This is a genomic window from Flavobacterium algoris, assembly GCF_048158525.1.
In the GTDB taxonomy this organism is placed as follows: domain Bacteria; phylum Bacteroidota; class Bacteroidia; order Flavobacteriales; family Flavobacteriaceae; genus Flavobacterium; species Flavobacterium algoris.
Map to the genome: position 1 here is coordinate 1 of NZ_JBLNKT010000047.1, position 15504 is coordinate 15504.

Genomic DNA, 15504 nt, shown 5'->3' on the forward strand with positions numbered 1-15504 from the left:
AATTAAAATGAGAACCTATAAAACAAAAAACAGTAGTAAACCGGAGCTTACTACTGTTTAAAAATTGTACTTTTATTTTTTATTAATCCTGTATCGTTTTTTCAGGACTAGACAATTTATGAAAAATTGATATTGTGACTAATATTGGAGGTTTACACTGCAAATTTTCGATATCTGAATGGATTTGTATATTGATTTAGATAGATGCTATGGGGGTCATTGCTGTTTTATGAAACACGCCAGTTGTTTGTAAATAAAAAGGGAACCCTAGAATTGATTTATTATAAGGTTCTGTATAAAATATAGAGATTCAATACAAAGTAGAAAAAGGCCGGTAGGGAAACCAATAAAGAATCTTTCATCTTTATTCTTACGCATACGCCAAGTAGCATCAACAAAGCTAAGCCTCCTGAAGCGAGAATCAAAATGGTTTGATTCTCGATGCCTATAAATAACCCTAGAGCACCTGTCAATTCCAAAATAGCGGTTAAGGGACCAAACTTTTCTAGACCAAAGCGTTTGAATTCATTTTTCATATTTGTAGAAACAAAATATGCGATTCCATAGATGAGAAAGGAGGCTGCCGAAAAGAAAATAAGTACATTTAAAAAATTCATATTTTAATTATTTGTAAGCGCATACTGCGACAAAAAGGGATAATGCCAAAAGGAATAAAGATGGAAAATGTTTAGACCAAGGGTTTTTTGCTTTAAAATGAAAAAATTGTGCGCTTGCCATTAAAAAAGCCATTAAAAGTGCCGGTATAAATACTAATTCAGGATACCAAATTCCTGTTATTAACAAAGTCGATAAGGCTATTTTTGTGGCTCCAACGGCATTTCTTGTCAAATCCGATATGCCGTATTGCTTAAATTCGGCAACGATGTTGGCAAGCCTAAAAATCCAAACATAACTTACGGACAATGCGATTACAAGTTGGGAAATAATGGAATAAGTATTCATGGTTTTTCAGTTAAGGTTGATCTTTTCTTCGGTTTTATCAATAGGTCTTTTCGGTAGGTTCAATTTTCTGAAAAGAAATAATTTACTCAAATATACCATAAACTTAGAATATAATGATTCAGTTGTTAATTTATTAATAATGGCTGTTGCTTTTATTGTGCTGTCAATTAAACTTTGGTCTGTGTAAGTAATAATTAGTAAATTAAAGTTGGATTTGTGCTAATAAATGGAGGTGAATCTGTGAGGTGGGTTTTGCTAATAACAAAAAGTGATTCAGGGAGGTTACGGCCAAAAATAAAAAACCCTCACATTGCTGTAAGGGTTCTAAAAATCCAATAATCTAAAAATCTAATTTCAGACTAGTATCTGTAATATTCTGGTTTGAATGGACCTTCAACTGGAACGCCAATATAATCAGCTTGATCAACACGTAAAGTCTCTAATTCAACACCTAATTTAGCTAAGTGTAACATTGCTACTTTCTCATCTAAATGTTTTGGTAACATGTACACGTCATTGTTGTATGCCGCGCTGTTTTTCCATAATTCGATTTGTGCCAATGTTTGGTTTGTAAAGGAGTTACTCATTACAAAACTTGGGTGACCTGTAGCACAACCAAGGTTTACTAAACGACCTTCAGCAAGGATAAGAATGTCTTTTCCAGCGATAGTATATTTGTCAACTTGTGGTTTGATTTCAATTTTTGATGCACCGTGGTTCGTGTTCAACCAAGCCATATCAATTTCATTGTCAAAATGTCCAATGTTACAAACAACAGTTTTGTCTTTCATTTTTTCGAAATGACTTCCCAAAACGATATCTTTATTTCCAGTAGTTGTGATGATAATATCAGCAGTTGCAATAACCGTGTCTAATTTCTTCACTTCAAAACCGTCCATTGCAGCTTGTAAAGCACAAATTGGGTCAATTTCAGTAACGGTAACAATAGAACCAGCACCTCTAAAAGAAGCAGCAGTTCCTTTACCTACATCACCATAACCACAAACGATTACTCTTTTTCCAGCTAGCATCAAGTCAGTTGCACGACGAACTGCATCAACTGCAGATTCTTTACAACCGTATTTGTTATCAAATTTTGATTTAGTAACTGAGTCATTAACGTTGATTGCAGGCATTGGCAATGTTCCCGCTTTTACTCTTTCGTACAATCTGTGAACTCCAGTAGTAGTTTCTTCAGATAATCCTTTGATACCAGCAACCAATTCCGGGAAACGGTCAATAACCATATTGGTCAAATCTCCACCGTCATCAAGAATCATGTTCAATGGTTTTCTATCTTCACCAAAGAATAATGTTTGCTCAATACACCAGTCAAAATCTACTTCGTTCAAACCTTTCCAAGCATAAACTTGAATTCCTGCAGCGGCAATCGCAGCAGCAGCCTGATCTTGAGTAGAGAAAATGTTACAAGAACTCCAAGTCACTTCAGCACCAAGAGCGATTAAAGTTTCAATCAAAACCGCAGTTTGGATTGTCATGTGCAAACATCCTGCAATACGAGCACCAGCAAGCGGTTGTTCGTTTTTGTATTCAGCACGAAGCGCCATTAAACCTGGCATTTCAGCTTCTGCTAGTTCAATTTCTTTTCTTCCCCAAGCCGCTAGAGAAATGTCTTTAACTTTGAAAGCCACAAAAGGCATAGTTGTAGTACTCATTTATAGTATATTTGTAATTGTAAAATTTTTTGCAAATTTACGTAATAACTTTAGAATTTTACTGTTTTCTAAAAGATTTATGAATTGTTTAATTCGCTAATCTTTTGAACATTAACTAAATAATTTCTTTAAGCTGAACTTGTTTCAGTTTCTGGAGCTATTTCCCGTTATTCGCTATATCTTTTTACACGCAAAAAAGCGTGAAAAAAGGATGCCGCTGCTATCGGGGCTAAAAAACAAAACCTGAATACGATGCCACTTTTCAAAAACATAAATTTCAATTCTACTACCCAAATTCTTGTTTGGAAAGTAACTGAATCCTATGTGGAATTATTAGAACAGGTGGTCTTAAACGATAGCAATTGTATTCGCCTCGACGGAATGAAATCAGAAATGCACCAACGTGCCTTTCTCAGTGTTCGCAAGTTATTACAGGAAACGGGCCACACGGATTTAGATTTGTATTATGATGAATTTGGCAAACCGCATCTCCATGGAGAGAAACACATTTCCATAACACATTCCCATAATTTTTCGGCAATAATCATTAGTGAGGAAACCGTAGGAATCGACATCGAATTACAAAGAGACAAAATCATCCGCATTGCAGATAAATTCTGTGACTCAGAATTTCAATTCTTATCCCGAAGCTTCAGGGCTGAAAACAAGGAAGAATATATCAGGAAATTGACCGTGATTTGGGGCGCCAAAGAAGCCATTTTTAAAATCAGAAACGAAAAAGGAATCAGTTTCAAAGATCATATTAATGTCAATGCTTTTGAATTAAACGTTAAACGAACTATTGCGGAACTTCACTTTGATAGTCTGGTCAAAGATTTCAAAATTCATTTTGAAGAAATAGAAAATTTCACATTGGTTTATGCTTTTGAAAATTAGTAATCAGTCAAACAATCATTATAACTCTGTGAAATTCGCATCAACTGCCAAAAAATGATAAATATTTATAACGAAATCATCCAATCGAAAGTCGAAAGTCAAAAATTGTTGGCCATTCTTCTGGATCCTGATAAAGTGGTTTTGGAAAACCTCAATCTTTTAATTTCAAAAATCAATCATTCGCCAGCAACACATATTTTTATTGGCGGAAGCCTTGTTCTAACTACTATTCTTGAGGAGTTAATTGTACATATTAAACAAAATTGTGATTTGCCAATTGTTCTTTTTCCTGGAAATCCATCTCAGATTTCAGATAAAGCAGATGCGATTTTATTCCTGTCGCTTATCTCAGGAAGAAATCCCGATTATTTAATCGAACATCAGGTGAATGCAGTTCCAATTTTGAAACAAACAGATTTAGAAGTAATCTCTACCGGTTATATTTTAATCGAAAGTGGTAATGAAACTGCTGTTGGACGCATTAGTAAAACCAAGCCATTAGACCGGAATAATATTGATTATGTAATTCAAACCGCACAAGCAGGTGAGATGTTAGGAAATAAATTGATTTATCTGGAAGCTGGAAGCGGTGCAAAACAAGCTGTTCCTCTCGAAATGATTAAAAAAGTAGCTCAAAATATTGAAATTCCATTAGTTGTTGGAGGTGGAATTGTAAATTTGCAAGGAATTCAAAAGGCGTATGATGCAGGTGCTGATTTGGTAGTCATAGGAACCGCTTTTGAAAATGACTTGAATTTTTTTAATGAATAATTTAAAATAGCCTAATGGTAGAATACTTTTTTTCTCAATATGCAACATATTCAACATTAGATATTGTTCTGGAAATTGTGGCAGTAATTTTTGGTTTATTTAGTGTTTGGTACGCAAAAAAGGATGATATTTTGGTTTTCCCAACAGGACTGGTAAGTACATTTATTTATGTTTACCTATTATGGAAATGGACTTTATGGGGTGATATGATGATTAATGGCTATTATTTCATAATGAGTATTTATGGTTGGTACCATTGGACAAGGAAAAAAGGCGGCACTGTAGAATTCCCAATTTCAGTAATTTCTAATCATGAAAAACGAATTGCCATAATTATCTTTATATTTACGGTCGCATTTGTGGTTTCTGTTTATCATTATTTTGATAAATTCACTACTTGGTATGCTTATGTTGATACTTTTATAACAGGTATTTTCTTTATAGGAATGTGGCTTATGGCCAAAAGGAAAATCGAGAACTGGATATTTTGGATTATTGGAGATGTCATTTCCATTCCTTTGTATTTTGCAAAAGGTTTTACCTTTACAAGTTTTCAATATATAATATTTACAATTGTTGCCGTTTATGGCTATTTAGAATGGAAGAAAACCTTAGACAGCTCCAGCAAACTGGAACTATACAAATCATAAAAATTGCCCTTTTTGGTCCAGAAAGTACAGGCAAAACTACATTAGCAAAACAACTCGCCGAATATTACAAAACGGAATGGGTTCCTGAATTTGCACGGGACTATCTTCAAGAAAAATGGGATAAAAATCAAGATATTTGCAATGTTGAAGACATGCTGCCTATTGCTTATGGTCAGACAAAACTAGAAAACGAACGGTTATTGTCAGCCAATGAATATCTTTTTTGCGATACGAATCTAATGGTGACTAAGGTGTTTTCGGAAGTATATTATGACTATTGTGATCCATTATTAGACCAAGTGGCTCTTGCCCATGAATATGATTTATTTTTCCTGACTGATATTGACGTTCCCTGGGAAAAAGATGATCTAAGAGACAGTCCTGAAGAAAGAGAATCCGTGTTTGCAGTTTTTAAACAATCTTTAATTGATAATAAAAAACCATTTATTACTCTTTCCGGCGATAAGGATTTGCGATTAAACAAAGCTATTTCTATCATTGACGATTTGACTGAAGCTAGGAAAATGGGTTTTTCTTCTGTTGATTTTGTTCAAATTTATGAAAATGAAATTCCATTGGAAAACATCAAAAAACAATTGAGTTTTTTCAGAAATGGAATTGCAAAGAGTAATCTGGTAGGACCTGCAACCTTATTAAACGGTATTTTAAAAGTATCTGAAAGTGATTTCCAAGAAAAGGCAACTTTTTTTGATGAAAACAAATCAAATTTTAAACTGGAGAAATTTGTTCCTGCTTCTGGTGCGGCAAGTAGAATGTTTAAATTTTTGATTGCTTTTTTGAATGATTTTGATATTGAAAATGAAAGCATCAATGCCTATATAAACAAGAAAAAAGATACTGAGTTGTCTATTTTTATAGTAGGTTTAGAAAAATTTCCATTTTTTAAGGCAATTGATAAGAAATTAAGAAAAGAATTTTCTGATTTTGAATCTCTCGACAAGGATAGTAAAAATTATTATTTTATAGCATTGCTTTTAGCAAAAGAGTTCTTTGATTTTGCCAATAAACCTAAAGGAGTGCTTCCTTTTCATAAATATCAAAAACGTATTGTAACCCCTGTTGAGGAGCATCTTCATGAGTGCATTTATTATGCAAGTTCGAATAACATTTCAAATATGCATTTTACAATGTCAGAAGCGCATTTGGGTCAATTTGAAACCATAATTAATGCCATTAAAAGTGAAGCCGAAAGAAAATCAGAAACAACAATAAATGTAAGCTATTCGTATCAAAATAAGAATACCGATACCATTGCAGTTGATTTTGAAAACAACCCATTTAGAGATGAAAATGGGAGATTGTTTTTTAGACCGGGAGGTCATGGTGCCTTGATAGGAAATTTAAATCAACTAGATGCTGATATTGTATTTATCAAAAATATTGACAATGTAATTCAAAACAATATCGAAAAAACTGCAAGGTATAAAAAAGCATTAGCAGGAATCTTGATAGAATTGCAAGAACAGATTTTTAAGTATTTGCATGCAATCGATACTAAAGAAATCCAAGAAGAATCTATTGATGAAATATTACTTTTTTTGGAGGAAAAATTGAACATTAGAATTCCATACGATTTTTATAAACTTAGTTTTGAAAATAAAATAATTGAAATAAAATCTCTTTTAAACAAGCCTATACGAGTTTGTGGAATGGTAAAAAATGAAGGAGAGGCTGGAGGTGGACCATTTTGGGTAAAAGATAATGAAGGGACTATTTCATTACAAATTGTAGAAAGCTCACAAGTTGATTTATCGGATGAAAATCAAAAAAATATTCTTAATGCTTCCACTTATTTTAATCCTGTAGACTTAGTTTGTGGAATTAAAAATCACAAAAAGGAGAAGTTTAATTTGACTCAATTTATAGATCATAATAGTGGTTTTATTGTGGAGAAAACTACTTTTGGAAGAGCAGTTAAATCATATGAATTACCTGGTTTATGGAATGGTGGAATGGCAAACTGGATTACCATATTTGTCCAGGTACCTTTAATTACCTTTAATCCTGTAAAAAGTGTAAATGATTTATTAAAATCAGCACACCAACCGCAATAAAATTGGAAAAAGAAAAAATCATATCAGAGTTAAGCTTTAAAGCTGTTCGCAGTAGTGGTGCCGGCGGACAAAATGTAAACAAGGTTTCCTCGAAAGTGGTCTTGACTTTTGATTTGAAAAACTCACAAGCATTGACTGAAGAGGAGAAATTGCTGTTGGAAACTAAATTGTATTCAAGGTTAACAACTGATTTAGTTTTAATTTTGAACTGTGATGAAGACCGAAGTCAACTTAAAAACAAAGAAATTGTAATCAAACGATTTTTGGAAATAATCAAAAATGGCTTATTTGTTCCCAAAGAACGTAAACCCACTAAAATCCCAAAATCAGTTATTAGAAAGAGAATAAAAGATAAAAAAAACATTTCTGAAGTCAAGAAAAATCGTAGAAAACCAGATTTAAATTAGCTCTAGTTTTTGGACTCAATTATTTTTTAAAATCTAAAGGTCAAACAATATAAAAATATAAAAATCTTTTCTAAATTTGCACCGTCTCAAAGGGGTGCTTAAAATCTGAATTTATTTCAGATTCTGAATCAAGTTCAGAATAAAGCTGAGATTATACCCAAAGAACCTGGACAAGTAATGTTGTCAAGGGAAAAAATGACTAAAAAATAGCGTATACACTATCATTTGTCATAGGAAACAATCATTTTAATTTAACAAAAGAATAATTCCCCCTTTTATTCGTAATTTTTTTACGGATGAACACTTTATTTTATTTTATTGGCCGCAAAGGCGCAAAGGCACAAAATCCAAGATTTTTGATGTCTGTTATCTTTTCTCTATTATCTATTTATTCCTTTTCTCAGGTCAAAGACACCACCAAGGTAAACCAACTCGATGAAGTCTTGGTTTCTGCAGTTCGTGTTACTTCAAAAACTCCGGTTAGTTTTAGTAATTTGGATAAAAAAGAACTCAAGTTCCGAAACTTAGGACAAGATATTCCTATTTTGATGAATTATTTACCGTCTGTTGTCACTACTTCTGATGCTGGAAATGGAGTAGGATACACTGGAATTCGTGTTCGTGGTAGCGATGCGACAAGAGTAAATGTCACTATCAATGGAATTCCTTATAATGATTCTGAAAGTCATGGAACCTATTGGGTAAATATGCCGGATTTTGCTTCTTCTGTAGAGAGTCTACAATTGCAACGCGGGGTAGGAACTTCAACAAATGGAGCTGGTGCTTTTGGAGCGAGCTTAAACATGTTGACGGATTCCTATTCTGATAAAGCAACGGGAGAAATTTCTAATTCTTTTGGAAGTTTTAATACTCAAAAACATACTGTGAAATTCAGCACGGGATTAATGAATGACCATTTTGAAATTGCTGGGCGTTTGTCAGCATTAAAATCAGATGGTTATGTTGATAGAGGAGCTTCTGACTTGAAATCCTATTTTCTTCAAGGAACTTATGTAGGGAAAACTACTTTGATTAAAGCGTTGGCTTTTGGAGGAAAAGAAAAAACCTATCAATCTTGGAACGGAATTGACGAAGCAACTTTAAATAGTGACAGAACGTTTAATTCAGCCGGGATTTTTACGGATGAGTTAGGTAATACAAGATATTATAATAACGAAACGGATAATTACCAACAAGATCATTATCAATTGCATTGGAACGAAAAAGTATCCAGTAATTGGAGTACGAATTTAGCTTTTCATTATACTAAAGGAAAAGGATATTATGAAAATTATAAAGAAGATGCTGATTTTTCTGATTATGGATTACAGCCAGTAGGCGTTTTAACAACAACTGATTTAATTCGTCAAAAATGGTTGGATAATGATTTCTACGGAACTACATTTTCTGCAAATTATGCAACTGAAAAACTGGATATCATTTTTGGAGGTGGTTATAATAAATATGAAGGGACTCATTTTGGAAAAGTAATATGGGCAAGATATGCTTCCCAGAGTGAATTGGGAGATCATTATTATGATGATTTTGCAACTAAAACTGATGGTAATGTTTTTGCAAAAGCAAATTATCAAATAACGGAAGGAATAAGTTTATTTGGCGATTTACAACTTAGAAATGTACATTATAAAGCTGATAGTCCAGAAACAGGTTCAGTAAATGATAACTTTAATTTTTTCAACCCAAAGGCGGGATTGAATTTTGATATTAATGCTAATAGTAAGCTGTACTTCTCCTATGCAAGAGCTAATCGTGAGCCAAACAGAACGGATTATGAAGGCGGAAATGCTAAACCAGAAAAGTTGAATGACTTTGAATTAGGTTGGAGATATGTTGCTGATAAAGTGAAATTTAATTCGAATGTGTATTATATGGCCTACAAAGACCAGCTGATATTAACTGGGAAATTAGATGATGTAGGAAGTCCAATTCGTTCTAATAGCGAAAAAAGTTACCGTTTAGGATTGGAAGTTGATGCTACAATTGCGGTGTCGAAACAATTTATCATCCGTCCTAATTTTACTTTAAGTGCGAATAAGAACATTGATTTAGCAGTTGAAGGAGAGCATTACGGAACTACTGATATTGCTTATTCACCATCAGTTATTGTTGGGAATATTTTGGTTTACAAACCTACAGAAAACTTTCAGATTTCTTGGATGCAGAAATTTGTAGGAAAACAATACATGAATAATATCGAATTACCGGCGGCAAAATTGGCGGATTACTTCGTTAATGATTTGAATATTGCTTACGAAATTAAACCAAAATCAGTTTTTAAATCAATTATTGTGACTGGTTTAGTAAACAATGTTTTAGATAAGAAATATGTTTCCAATGGGTATATGTGGGATGTTTATCCGTACTATTATCCACAAGCGGGAATTAACTTCTTGGCAGGATTAACCCTGAAGTTTTAGATTGTTATTGGTTATAAAAGCAAAAAATCCTGATAGTTTAGCTGTCAGGATTTTTGTTTTAATTATAAACTCGAAGGACATTTCCATTAACTTCCACACGATATTGTTTTAAAGGATATTGTGCGCCTCCTTGGGCTTGACCCGTAAACAAGCTGTATTCTTTACTGTCACAAGAGCATAAAACATTGATTCCCTTTAGGGTCATAGTAGAGCAGGTACTCAATGCTTGATTAGGACAAGCAGCATCAAATGCATTATAGCCACTTCCGGTATTGAATACAAATATCCCTTTGGCACCCACGCCAGAATAATAAACCGCGTTACTTGGATATTGTAGAATCGAGTAAGCGGGCAAATTCATATTGAGATCTAAAGTAAAAGCGTAATTTGGGATGTATGGGTTTTTATTGTTAAAACCATTGTCACTGCAACCTAAGAAAAAAGAAATAATCAGGGATACCAAAAGCAGTTTTTTCATTATTCAAAATATATTAAAAGAATTAGCGAAACAAATTTAATTTATTTAACTTTGAATTATATATGATTAACATATATTTATAGGCTAAAAAAATTAATAGTATCTTTGTGGAAAGAAATCCCGTCCTGATGGGATTTTTTCTATTTATATAAATGACGAAATTATGAGCACAGTATCTTATTACACCGCGGAAGGATTAAAGAAGTTAAGAGAAGAATTAGATTATTTGAAAAGTGTAATGCGTCCAAAAGCATCTGCAGATATAGCTGAGGCAAGAGATAAAGGTGATTTGTCTGAAAATGCAGAATATGATGCAGCCAAAGAAGCACAAGGAATGCTTGAAATGCGAATTGCTAAACTGGAAGAAGTACATTCTAATGCCCGATTAATCGATGAAACGCACCTTGATCTTTCTAAAGTATTGGTTTTGTCGAATGTGAAAATCAAAAACCAAACCAATGGAATGGAAATGAAATACACGTTGGTTGCCGAAAGTGAAGCGGATTTAAAAACAGGAAAAATCTCTGTAACCTCCCCAATTGGTAAAGGTTTACTTGGGAAATCAGTTGGTGAATTTGCTGAGATTACGGTTCCTAATGGTGTTTTGAAATTCGAGATTTTAGAAATTTCCCGTGACTAAATAGGTAAAGGTTTAGTCGGTTAATTGTTTAACCGATTGACCGATTCAACAATTAACCAATTAATCAATTCCATAATGCCAAGTATTTTTACTAAAATCATAAACGGAGAAATTCCTTGTTATAAAATCGCAGAGGATGAACATTTTTTGGCGTTTTTGGATTTAAATCCAAATGCAAAAGGACATACGCTTTGTGTTCCAAAACAGGAAATCGATAAGATTTTTGATATTGAAGATGATTTATACATTGGACTCATGCAGTTCTCAAAAAAAATAGCAGTTGCATTAGAGAAAACAGTTCCTTGTAAAAGAATTGGAATGGCCGTTATAGGTCTAGAAGTTCCCCATGCACACGTTCATCTTATTCCTTTAAATGAAATGGATGAAATGCGTTTTCAAAATAAAGTATCTCTTTCAAAAGAAGAATTTGAAGCTTTGGCAAAAAGCATTCAAACTAATTTAGAATAGTTGCGCCAATAAAATAAATTGGTACGGTTTTCGTTTAGAAAGGGGATAGGTGAAAATCTATTCCCTTTTAATTTAGGAGTCTACTCGGTAAGATGAAAAACATTTATATACTACTTTCTTTATTTTTATCCCTTTTAAGTTTTGGTCAAGTCAATGTTGGATATGCTTTGATTGACAAGAAAATGGCTGCTATTTCTACAAGTTCTACAAGTTCAACTGAGGTGATTGCCAATTATATCAATGCTAATTTCAAAACAGATGCGGATAAAATTAGGGCTGTTTTTTATTGGACGGCATCAAATATCAGCTACGATGTTGCTAATATGTATGCTGTGAATTTTAATGAAACTCCCCAAGACAGAATCATAAAAGCATTAAAAACAAGGAAAGGTGTCTGTATTCATTATGCTGAAGTTTTTAATGATATTTCGAATAAAATAGGAATACAATCATACATAATAGAAGGGTACACAAAGCAATATGGAAAAGTGGCAAACTTGGCTCATGCCTGGTGTGCTGCAAAAATTGATAATAAGTGGTATTTGTTTGACCCTACTTGGGGTTCAGGTTATGTCAATAATGGGAAATTTATCAAAAAATTGAATGAATATTATTTTAAAGCGGAACCGAGTAAATTAATCTCTTCCCATATTCCATTTGATTATTTGTGGCAGTTTCTAAATTATCCAATTACAAATAATGAGTTTTATGCGGTTACAACTCAAATTAATAAATCGAAGAAATTTTTTGATTTTGAAACCGAAATTGCAAAGTATAATAAATTGCCTGAAACGGATAAATTATTTGAGTCTGCGACAAGGATAGAAAAAAATGGGGTGCTGAATGCCATGATTTTAGAGCGTCTGGAAGGAAAAAAGAAAGAGTTAGCTTATTTACGACATAATGCAAATATTGAAGAATTGAATTCAATAGTCGCCAATTTTAATGAGGCAGTCATCTTATTGAACGATTTTGTTCATTACAGAAATAATAAGTTCAAGCCTGCTTTTTCAGACGATGAAATTAGCCGGATGATTCAAACTCCAAAAGAGAAATTAGTCAAATGCCAAGATGCTATTTATAATATTGGAGCCGTTGGAAATGAGAATACATCTAATTTGGCTTCGATTAAAAAATCCATCAATGAGGTATTGGCACAAACCGAAGAACATGTGTTGTTCGTTCAGGAATATTTGAGTAAGTCAAAACTTGCCAGAAAATTGATGTTTACGAAGGTTTCTTGGTATGGAGTTCCGTTAAACTAAATCACTTTTTTTAAAACTCACTTGCATTGTTGTTCCTTTCCCTATTTCGGAACCCAGTACTTTTATGGTTCCTTTGTGGTATTCTTCCACAATTCTTTTGGTTAAAGAAAGTCCTAAGCCCCAACCCCTTTTTTTAGTGGTAAAACCGGGTTCAAAGATAGTTTTGAATTGTTTTTTCTGAATTCCGCCCCCGGAATCGATAATGTTTATTTTTACATAATCGCCTTCTTGCTCTATTTCTAAAGCTAATTTCCCTCTGCCTTTCATGGCGTCGATAGCATTTTTTACTAAATTTTCTATCGTCCAGCTGTGTAATGTAGGGTTTAACGATACCATTATTGGTGATTTTGAGGCTTTAAAAGAAAATTCAATTTGTTTCGAAAATCGAGATTGCAAATAGTCGTAGGACTGCAATGTTTCCGCTACAATATCTTTGTTTTCTAATTTTGGTTCCGAACCTATTTTTGAAAAACGATCTGTTATAGTTTGTAGACGCTCAATGTCTTTTTCAATTTCGAAAGTAGTACTTTCATCTACATTTTCGGATTTCAGGAGTTCAACCCAGCCAATTAAGGATGAAAGTGGAGTTCCTATTTGGTGCGCTGTTTCTTTGGCCATTCCAGCCCAAAGTTTGTTTTGCGTGGCCATTTTGGTACTTCTGTAAAAGTTATAAACCAAGCCGCCAAAAAGCACTATGATTAGCACTAATGCAACGGGATAGTATTTTAGTTTATTCAGTAATGCGGAATTACCATAATATAAATTTTGAAATTTTCCGGGTACATATTCAATAACAATAGGCTCATTTTCATTTTTTAAATCGTGTAAAAATGCATTTGCCTTAGATTTATTTTTCACAATGGCATCATCAATATTTACCGTATTTATAATGCTGTCTTTTTCTGTAAGTATGATAGGAATGGAAGTATTGTTACTGAAAATCTGAAGTGGAAGTTCTACATCCGTATTTTCGTCGGCATTAATCAGTGTTTTTTGTGCTTTTGCCCAAAGGTTCATTTTTAATCGTTCTTCATTTTTGAAGATTTGAAAAAAGGTATAGGTGTTCCAAAGAATCAATGAAATTATTAAAAAGGAAGCAAAAATAATAATCCAACGGGTTGTATTTCTTCTTTCAGAAAACTGCATAAATTAAATTTTGAATTATAAATATAACGAAATAAATGCTCTAGTATTTTAGTTTTAATTAAAGAATTTTTTTTCAAAAAATTATATCCTGTTTTTTATTCTAAATCTTGATTACTACTTCTTAAACTTGATTCATTTGTCTACTTTTGTATCTTTCGAAGACAAATTAAAAATATATGATTAGTATTGATCCTAAAAGTATTGAAACAGCTAAGCTGCAAGGCTATTTGCAAAGCTCTGTTGGACCAAGACCTATCGCTTTTGCAAGTACTATTGGTGTCAATGGAATCCCTAATGTATCGCCTTTTAGTTTTTTCAATGTGTTCAGTGCTAATCCGCCAATACTTATTTTTTCACCAGCAAGACGGGTTCGTGATAATTCGATTAAACATACTTTAATCAATGCCGAAGCAACTCGGGAAGTAGTAATCAATGTGGTAAATTATGATATGGTTCAACAAACTTCTCTGGCAAGTACAGAGTATGCTGATGGAGTAAATGAGTTTATAAAATCAGGTTTGACGCCAATTCCTTCCGAAGTTGTAAAGCCTTTCAGGGTTAAAGAATCGCCAGTTCAATTTGAATGTAAAGTCACTCAGATTATTCCTTTGGGAAGTGAAGGAGGCGCAGGAAATCTGATTCTTTGTGAAGTGTTGCGAATTCATATTGACGAATCTATTTTGGACGAAAACGGAGCAATTGATCAATATAAAATAGATTTGGTTTCAAGATTAGGCGGTAACTGGTATTCCAGATCAAATCAAGGACTTTTTGAAGTACCTAAACCATTGTCAACACTAGGAATAGGAGTGGATGCAATCCCTAATTTTATAAAGGAAAGCACTGTTTTTAATGGAAATGATTTAGGTATGTTAGGTAATATTGAAGCCTTGCCTACAATGGAAGAAGTTAGTATATTTGTAAAACAGAATTTTGCTGTGAAAGGTGTTTTAAGCTCCGATGATACTATAAAAGTACACTTAGAAGCTAAAAAATATTTAGATAGTAATGATGTGTTTTCAGCATGGAAAGTACTTCTGGCTGAAAGAAAAAAATAGAGCAAAACAATTAAAACATAGAAGATGGAAGTTACAGGAAAAATTAAAATGATCGATCAAACTAAAGAAGTTGGATCTGGAGGTTTCAAAAAAAGAGATGTAGTTGTTACAACTGATGAGCAGTATCCACAACATATTCTAGTTCAGTTTGTTCAGGATAAATGTGACTTATTGAACGGTTTTCAAGTAGGTGAAGCTGTAAAAATTGATATTAATTTAAGAGGTAGAGAATGGACAAATCCTCAGGGAGAAACTGTTTATTTCAATACAATCCAAGGATGGAGAATAGGAAAAGTTCAAGCTGAAGCTCCTTCTGCACAAATGCCACCTATGCCAGCTGCTGAAGCATTTGCACCAGCAACAAACTTAAACGAAGAAGAAGCAGACGATTTACCTTTTTAGATAAAATTTTAAAAAAAGCTTTGAAATATTTTCAAAGCTTTTTTTTTGATATCCTTGTCCCGTCCTGAAATAGCGATACACAAAAAAGATCGTTATGGAAGAAAACATAAATTATGTAAAACGCACCCAACGCGATTACAGTATGTCTTTAAAGCTTCAAATTGTTAGAG

16 protein-coding genes are annotated in these 15504 nt (G+C 33.2%); 11 read left to right on the plus strand and 5 right to left on the minus strand.

Features of this window, described 5'->3' with window-relative positions; all coding sequences use genetic code 11:
* Positions 1-281: 281 nt before the first annotated feature.
* The 3 genes from ACM55I_RS15910 to ahcY all read right to left on the minus strand — a co-directional run bounded on the left by ACM55I_RS15910 (position 282) and on the right by ahcY (position 2639).
* Complete coding sequence (locus ACM55I_RS15910; protein ID WP_416847820.1) at positions 282-617, minus strand: DoxX family protein; 336 nt, start codon at positions 615-617, stop codon at positions 282-284.
* A gap of 7 nt (positions 618-624) precedes the next feature.
* Positions 625-963 carry a DoxX family protein gene (locus tag ACM55I_RS15915; protein ID WP_416847821.1) on the minus strand — a complete coding sequence of 113 codons (339 nt, stop codon included), beginning with the start codon at positions 961-963 and terminating at the stop codon, positions 625-627.
* Positions 964-1322: 359 nt separating this feature from the next.
* Entirely contained in the window at positions 1323-2639 is a 1317-nt protein-coding gene (gene ahcY, locus ACM55I_RS15920) for an adenosylhomocysteinase (RefSeq protein WP_039108681.1), read from the minus strand.
* Positions 2640-2891: 252 nt separating this feature from the next.
* Here ahcY and ACM55I_RS15925 point away from each other — a divergent pair, with 252 nt between their 5' ends.
* The 6 genes from ACM55I_RS15925 to ACM55I_RS15950 all read left to right on the plus strand — a co-directional run bounded on the left by ACM55I_RS15925 (position 2892) and on the right by ACM55I_RS15950 (position 9877).
* The gene (locus tag ACM55I_RS15925) at positions 2892-3536 is read left to right on the plus strand and encodes a 4'-phosphopantetheinyl transferase family protein (protein WP_416847822.1); all 645 of its coding nucleotides are present in this window, start codon (positions 2892-2894) and stop codon (positions 3534-3536) included.
* Positions 3537-3590: 54 nt separating this feature from the next.
* Positions 3591-4307: a phosphoglycerol geranylgeranyltransferase gene (locus ACM55I_RS15930; RefSeq protein WP_416847823.1), complete on the plus strand. Its 717-nt coding sequence runs from the start codon at positions 3591-3593 to the stop codon at positions 4305-4307.
* A gap of 14 nt (positions 4308-4321) precedes the next feature.
* Positions 4322-4957, plus strand: a complete 636-nt coding sequence (gene pnuC, locus ACM55I_RS15935) for a nicotinamide riboside transporter PnuC (RefSeq protein ID WP_416847824.1) — start codon at positions 4322-4324, stop codon at positions 4955-4957.
* Positions 4906-7032, plus strand: coding sequence for a DUF4301 family protein (locus tag ACM55I_RS15940; RefSeq protein WP_416847825.1), 2127 nt, complete (start codon positions 4906-4908; stop codon positions 7030-7032). The genes pnuC and ACM55I_RS15940 overlap by 52 nt, the downstream gene beginning before the upstream one ends.
* Before the next feature lie 2 nt (positions 7033-7034).
* Positions 7035-7439, plus strand: a complete 405-nt coding sequence (gene arfB / locus ACM55I_RS15945) for an alternative ribosome rescue aminoacyl-tRNA hydrolase ArfB (RefSeq protein ID WP_416847826.1) — start codon at positions 7035-7037, stop codon at positions 7437-7439.
* Between the two features lie 296 nt (positions 7440-7735).
* Complete coding sequence (locus ACM55I_RS15950; protein WP_416847827.1) at positions 7736-9877, plus strand: TonB-dependent receptor; 2142 nt, start codon at positions 7736-7738, stop codon at positions 9875-9877.
* Positions 9878-9935: 58 nt separating this feature from the next.
* Here the strand turns inward: ACM55I_RS15950 and ACM55I_RS15955 are convergent, their stop codons facing one another.
* Positions 9936-10355 carry a Rieske (2Fe-2S) protein gene (locus ACM55I_RS15955; RefSeq protein ID WP_416847828.1) on the minus strand — a complete coding sequence of 140 codons (420 nt, stop codon included), beginning with the start codon at positions 10353-10355 and terminating at the stop codon, positions 9936-9938.
* Between the two features lie 163 nt (positions 10356-10518).
* On the opposite strand from ACM55I_RS15955, the gene greA reads away from it, so the two are divergent.
* The 3 genes from greA to ACM55I_RS15970 all read left to right on the plus strand — a co-directional run bounded on the left by greA (position 10519) and on the right by ACM55I_RS15970 (position 12728).
* The gene (gene greA / locus ACM55I_RS15960; RefSeq protein WP_039108693.1) at positions 10519-10995 is read left to right on the plus strand and encodes a transcription elongation factor GreA; all 477 of its coding nucleotides are present in this window, start codon (positions 10519-10521) and stop codon (positions 10993-10995) included.
* Between the two features lie 75 nt (positions 10996-11070).
* Entirely contained in the window at positions 11071-11463 is a 393-nt protein-coding gene (locus ACM55I_RS15965; RefSeq protein WP_416847829.1) for an HIT family protein, read from the plus strand.
* A 92-nt stretch (positions 11464-11555) separates the two neighbouring features.
* Complete coding sequence (locus ACM55I_RS15970; RefSeq protein ID WP_416847830.1) at positions 11556-12728, plus strand: transglutaminase domain-containing protein; 1173 nt, start codon at positions 11556-11558, stop codon at positions 12726-12728.
* Here the strand turns inward: ACM55I_RS15970 and ACM55I_RS15975 are convergent.
* Positions 12720-13874, minus strand: coding sequence for a sensor histidine kinase (locus ACM55I_RS15975; RefSeq protein WP_416847832.1), 1155 nt, complete (start codon positions 13872-13874; stop codon positions 12720-12722). The two genes, ACM55I_RS15970 and ACM55I_RS15975, sit on opposite strands and share 9 nt — an antisense overlap.
* Positions 13875-14050: 176 nt before the next feature.
* On the opposite strand from ACM55I_RS15975, the gene ACM55I_RS15980 reads away from it, so the two are divergent.
* Entirely contained in the window at positions 14051-14932 is an 882-nt protein-coding gene (locus ACM55I_RS15980) for a flavin reductase family protein (RefSeq protein ID WP_416847833.1), read from the plus strand.
* A 24-nt stretch (positions 14933-14956) separates the two neighbouring features.
* Entirely contained in the window at positions 14957-15334 is a 378-nt protein-coding gene (locus ACM55I_RS15985; protein ID WP_039108700.1) for a DUF3127 domain-containing protein, read from the plus strand.
* Positions 15335-15504: the final 170 nt, after the last annotated feature.

What these genes read in the sequence shown, in the direction of transcription:
- ACM55I_RS15965 (WP_416847829.1), top strand. Translation starts at nt 11,071, where the DNA reads ATGCCAAGTATTTTTACTAAAATCATAAACGGAGAAATTCCTTGTTAT.
- ACM55I_RS15980 (WP_416847833.1), top strand. Translation starts at nt 14,051, where the DNA reads ATGATTAGTATTGATCCTAAAAGTATTGAAACAGCTAAGCTGCAAGGC.
- ACM55I_RS15910 (WP_416847820.1), bottom strand. Translation starts at nt 617, where the DNA reads ATGAATTTTTTAAATGTACTTATTTTCTTTTCGGCAGCCTCCTTTCTC.
- ACM55I_RS15915 (WP_416847821.1), bottom strand. Translation starts at nt 963, where the DNA reads ATGAATACTTATTCCATTATTTCCCAACTTGTAATCGCATTGTCCGTA.
- ACM55I_RS15955 (WP_416847828.1), bottom strand. Translation starts at nt 10,355, where the DNA reads ATGAAAAAACTGCTTTTGGTATCCCTGATTATTTCTTTTTTCTTAGGT.
- ahcY (WP_039108681.1), bottom strand. Translation starts at nt 2,639, where the DNA reads ATGAGTACTACAACTATGCCTTTTGTGGCTTTCAAAGTTAAAGACATT.
- ACM55I_RS15940 (WP_416847825.1), top strand. Translation starts at nt 4,906, where the DNA reads ATGGAAGAAAACCTTAGACAGCTCCAGCAAACTGGAACTATACAAATC.
- ACM55I_RS15950 (WP_416847827.1), top strand. Translation starts at nt 7,736, where the DNA reads ATGAACACTTTATTTTATTTTATTGGCCGCAAAGGCGCAAAGGCACAA.
- ACM55I_RS15930 (WP_416847823.1), top strand. Translation starts at nt 3,591, where the DNA reads ATGATAAATATTTATAACGAAATCATCCAATCGAAAGTCGAAAGTCAA.
- ACM55I_RS15970 (WP_416847830.1), top strand. Translation starts at nt 11,556, where the DNA reads ATGAAAAACATTTATATACTACTTTCTTTATTTTTATCCCTTTTAAGT.
- ACM55I_RS15925 (WP_416847822.1), top strand. Translation starts at nt 2,892, where the DNA reads ATGCCACTTTTCAAAAACATAAATTTCAATTCTACTACCCAAATTCTT.
- pnuC (WP_416847824.1), top strand. Translation starts at nt 4,322, where the DNA reads ATGGTAGAATACTTTTTTTCTCAATATGCAACATATTCAACATTAGAT.
- ACM55I_RS15975 (WP_416847832.1), bottom strand. Translation starts at nt 13,874, where the DNA reads ATGCAGTTTTCTGAAAGAAGAAATACAACCCGTTGGATTATTATTTTT.
- ACM55I_RS15985 (WP_039108700.1), top strand. Translation starts at nt 14,957, where the DNA reads ATGGAAGTTACAGGAAAAATTAAAATGATCGATCAAACTAAAGAAGTT.
- greA (WP_039108693.1), top strand. Translation starts at nt 10,519, where the DNA reads ATGAGCACAGTATCTTATTACACCGCGGAAGGATTAAAGAAGTTAAGA.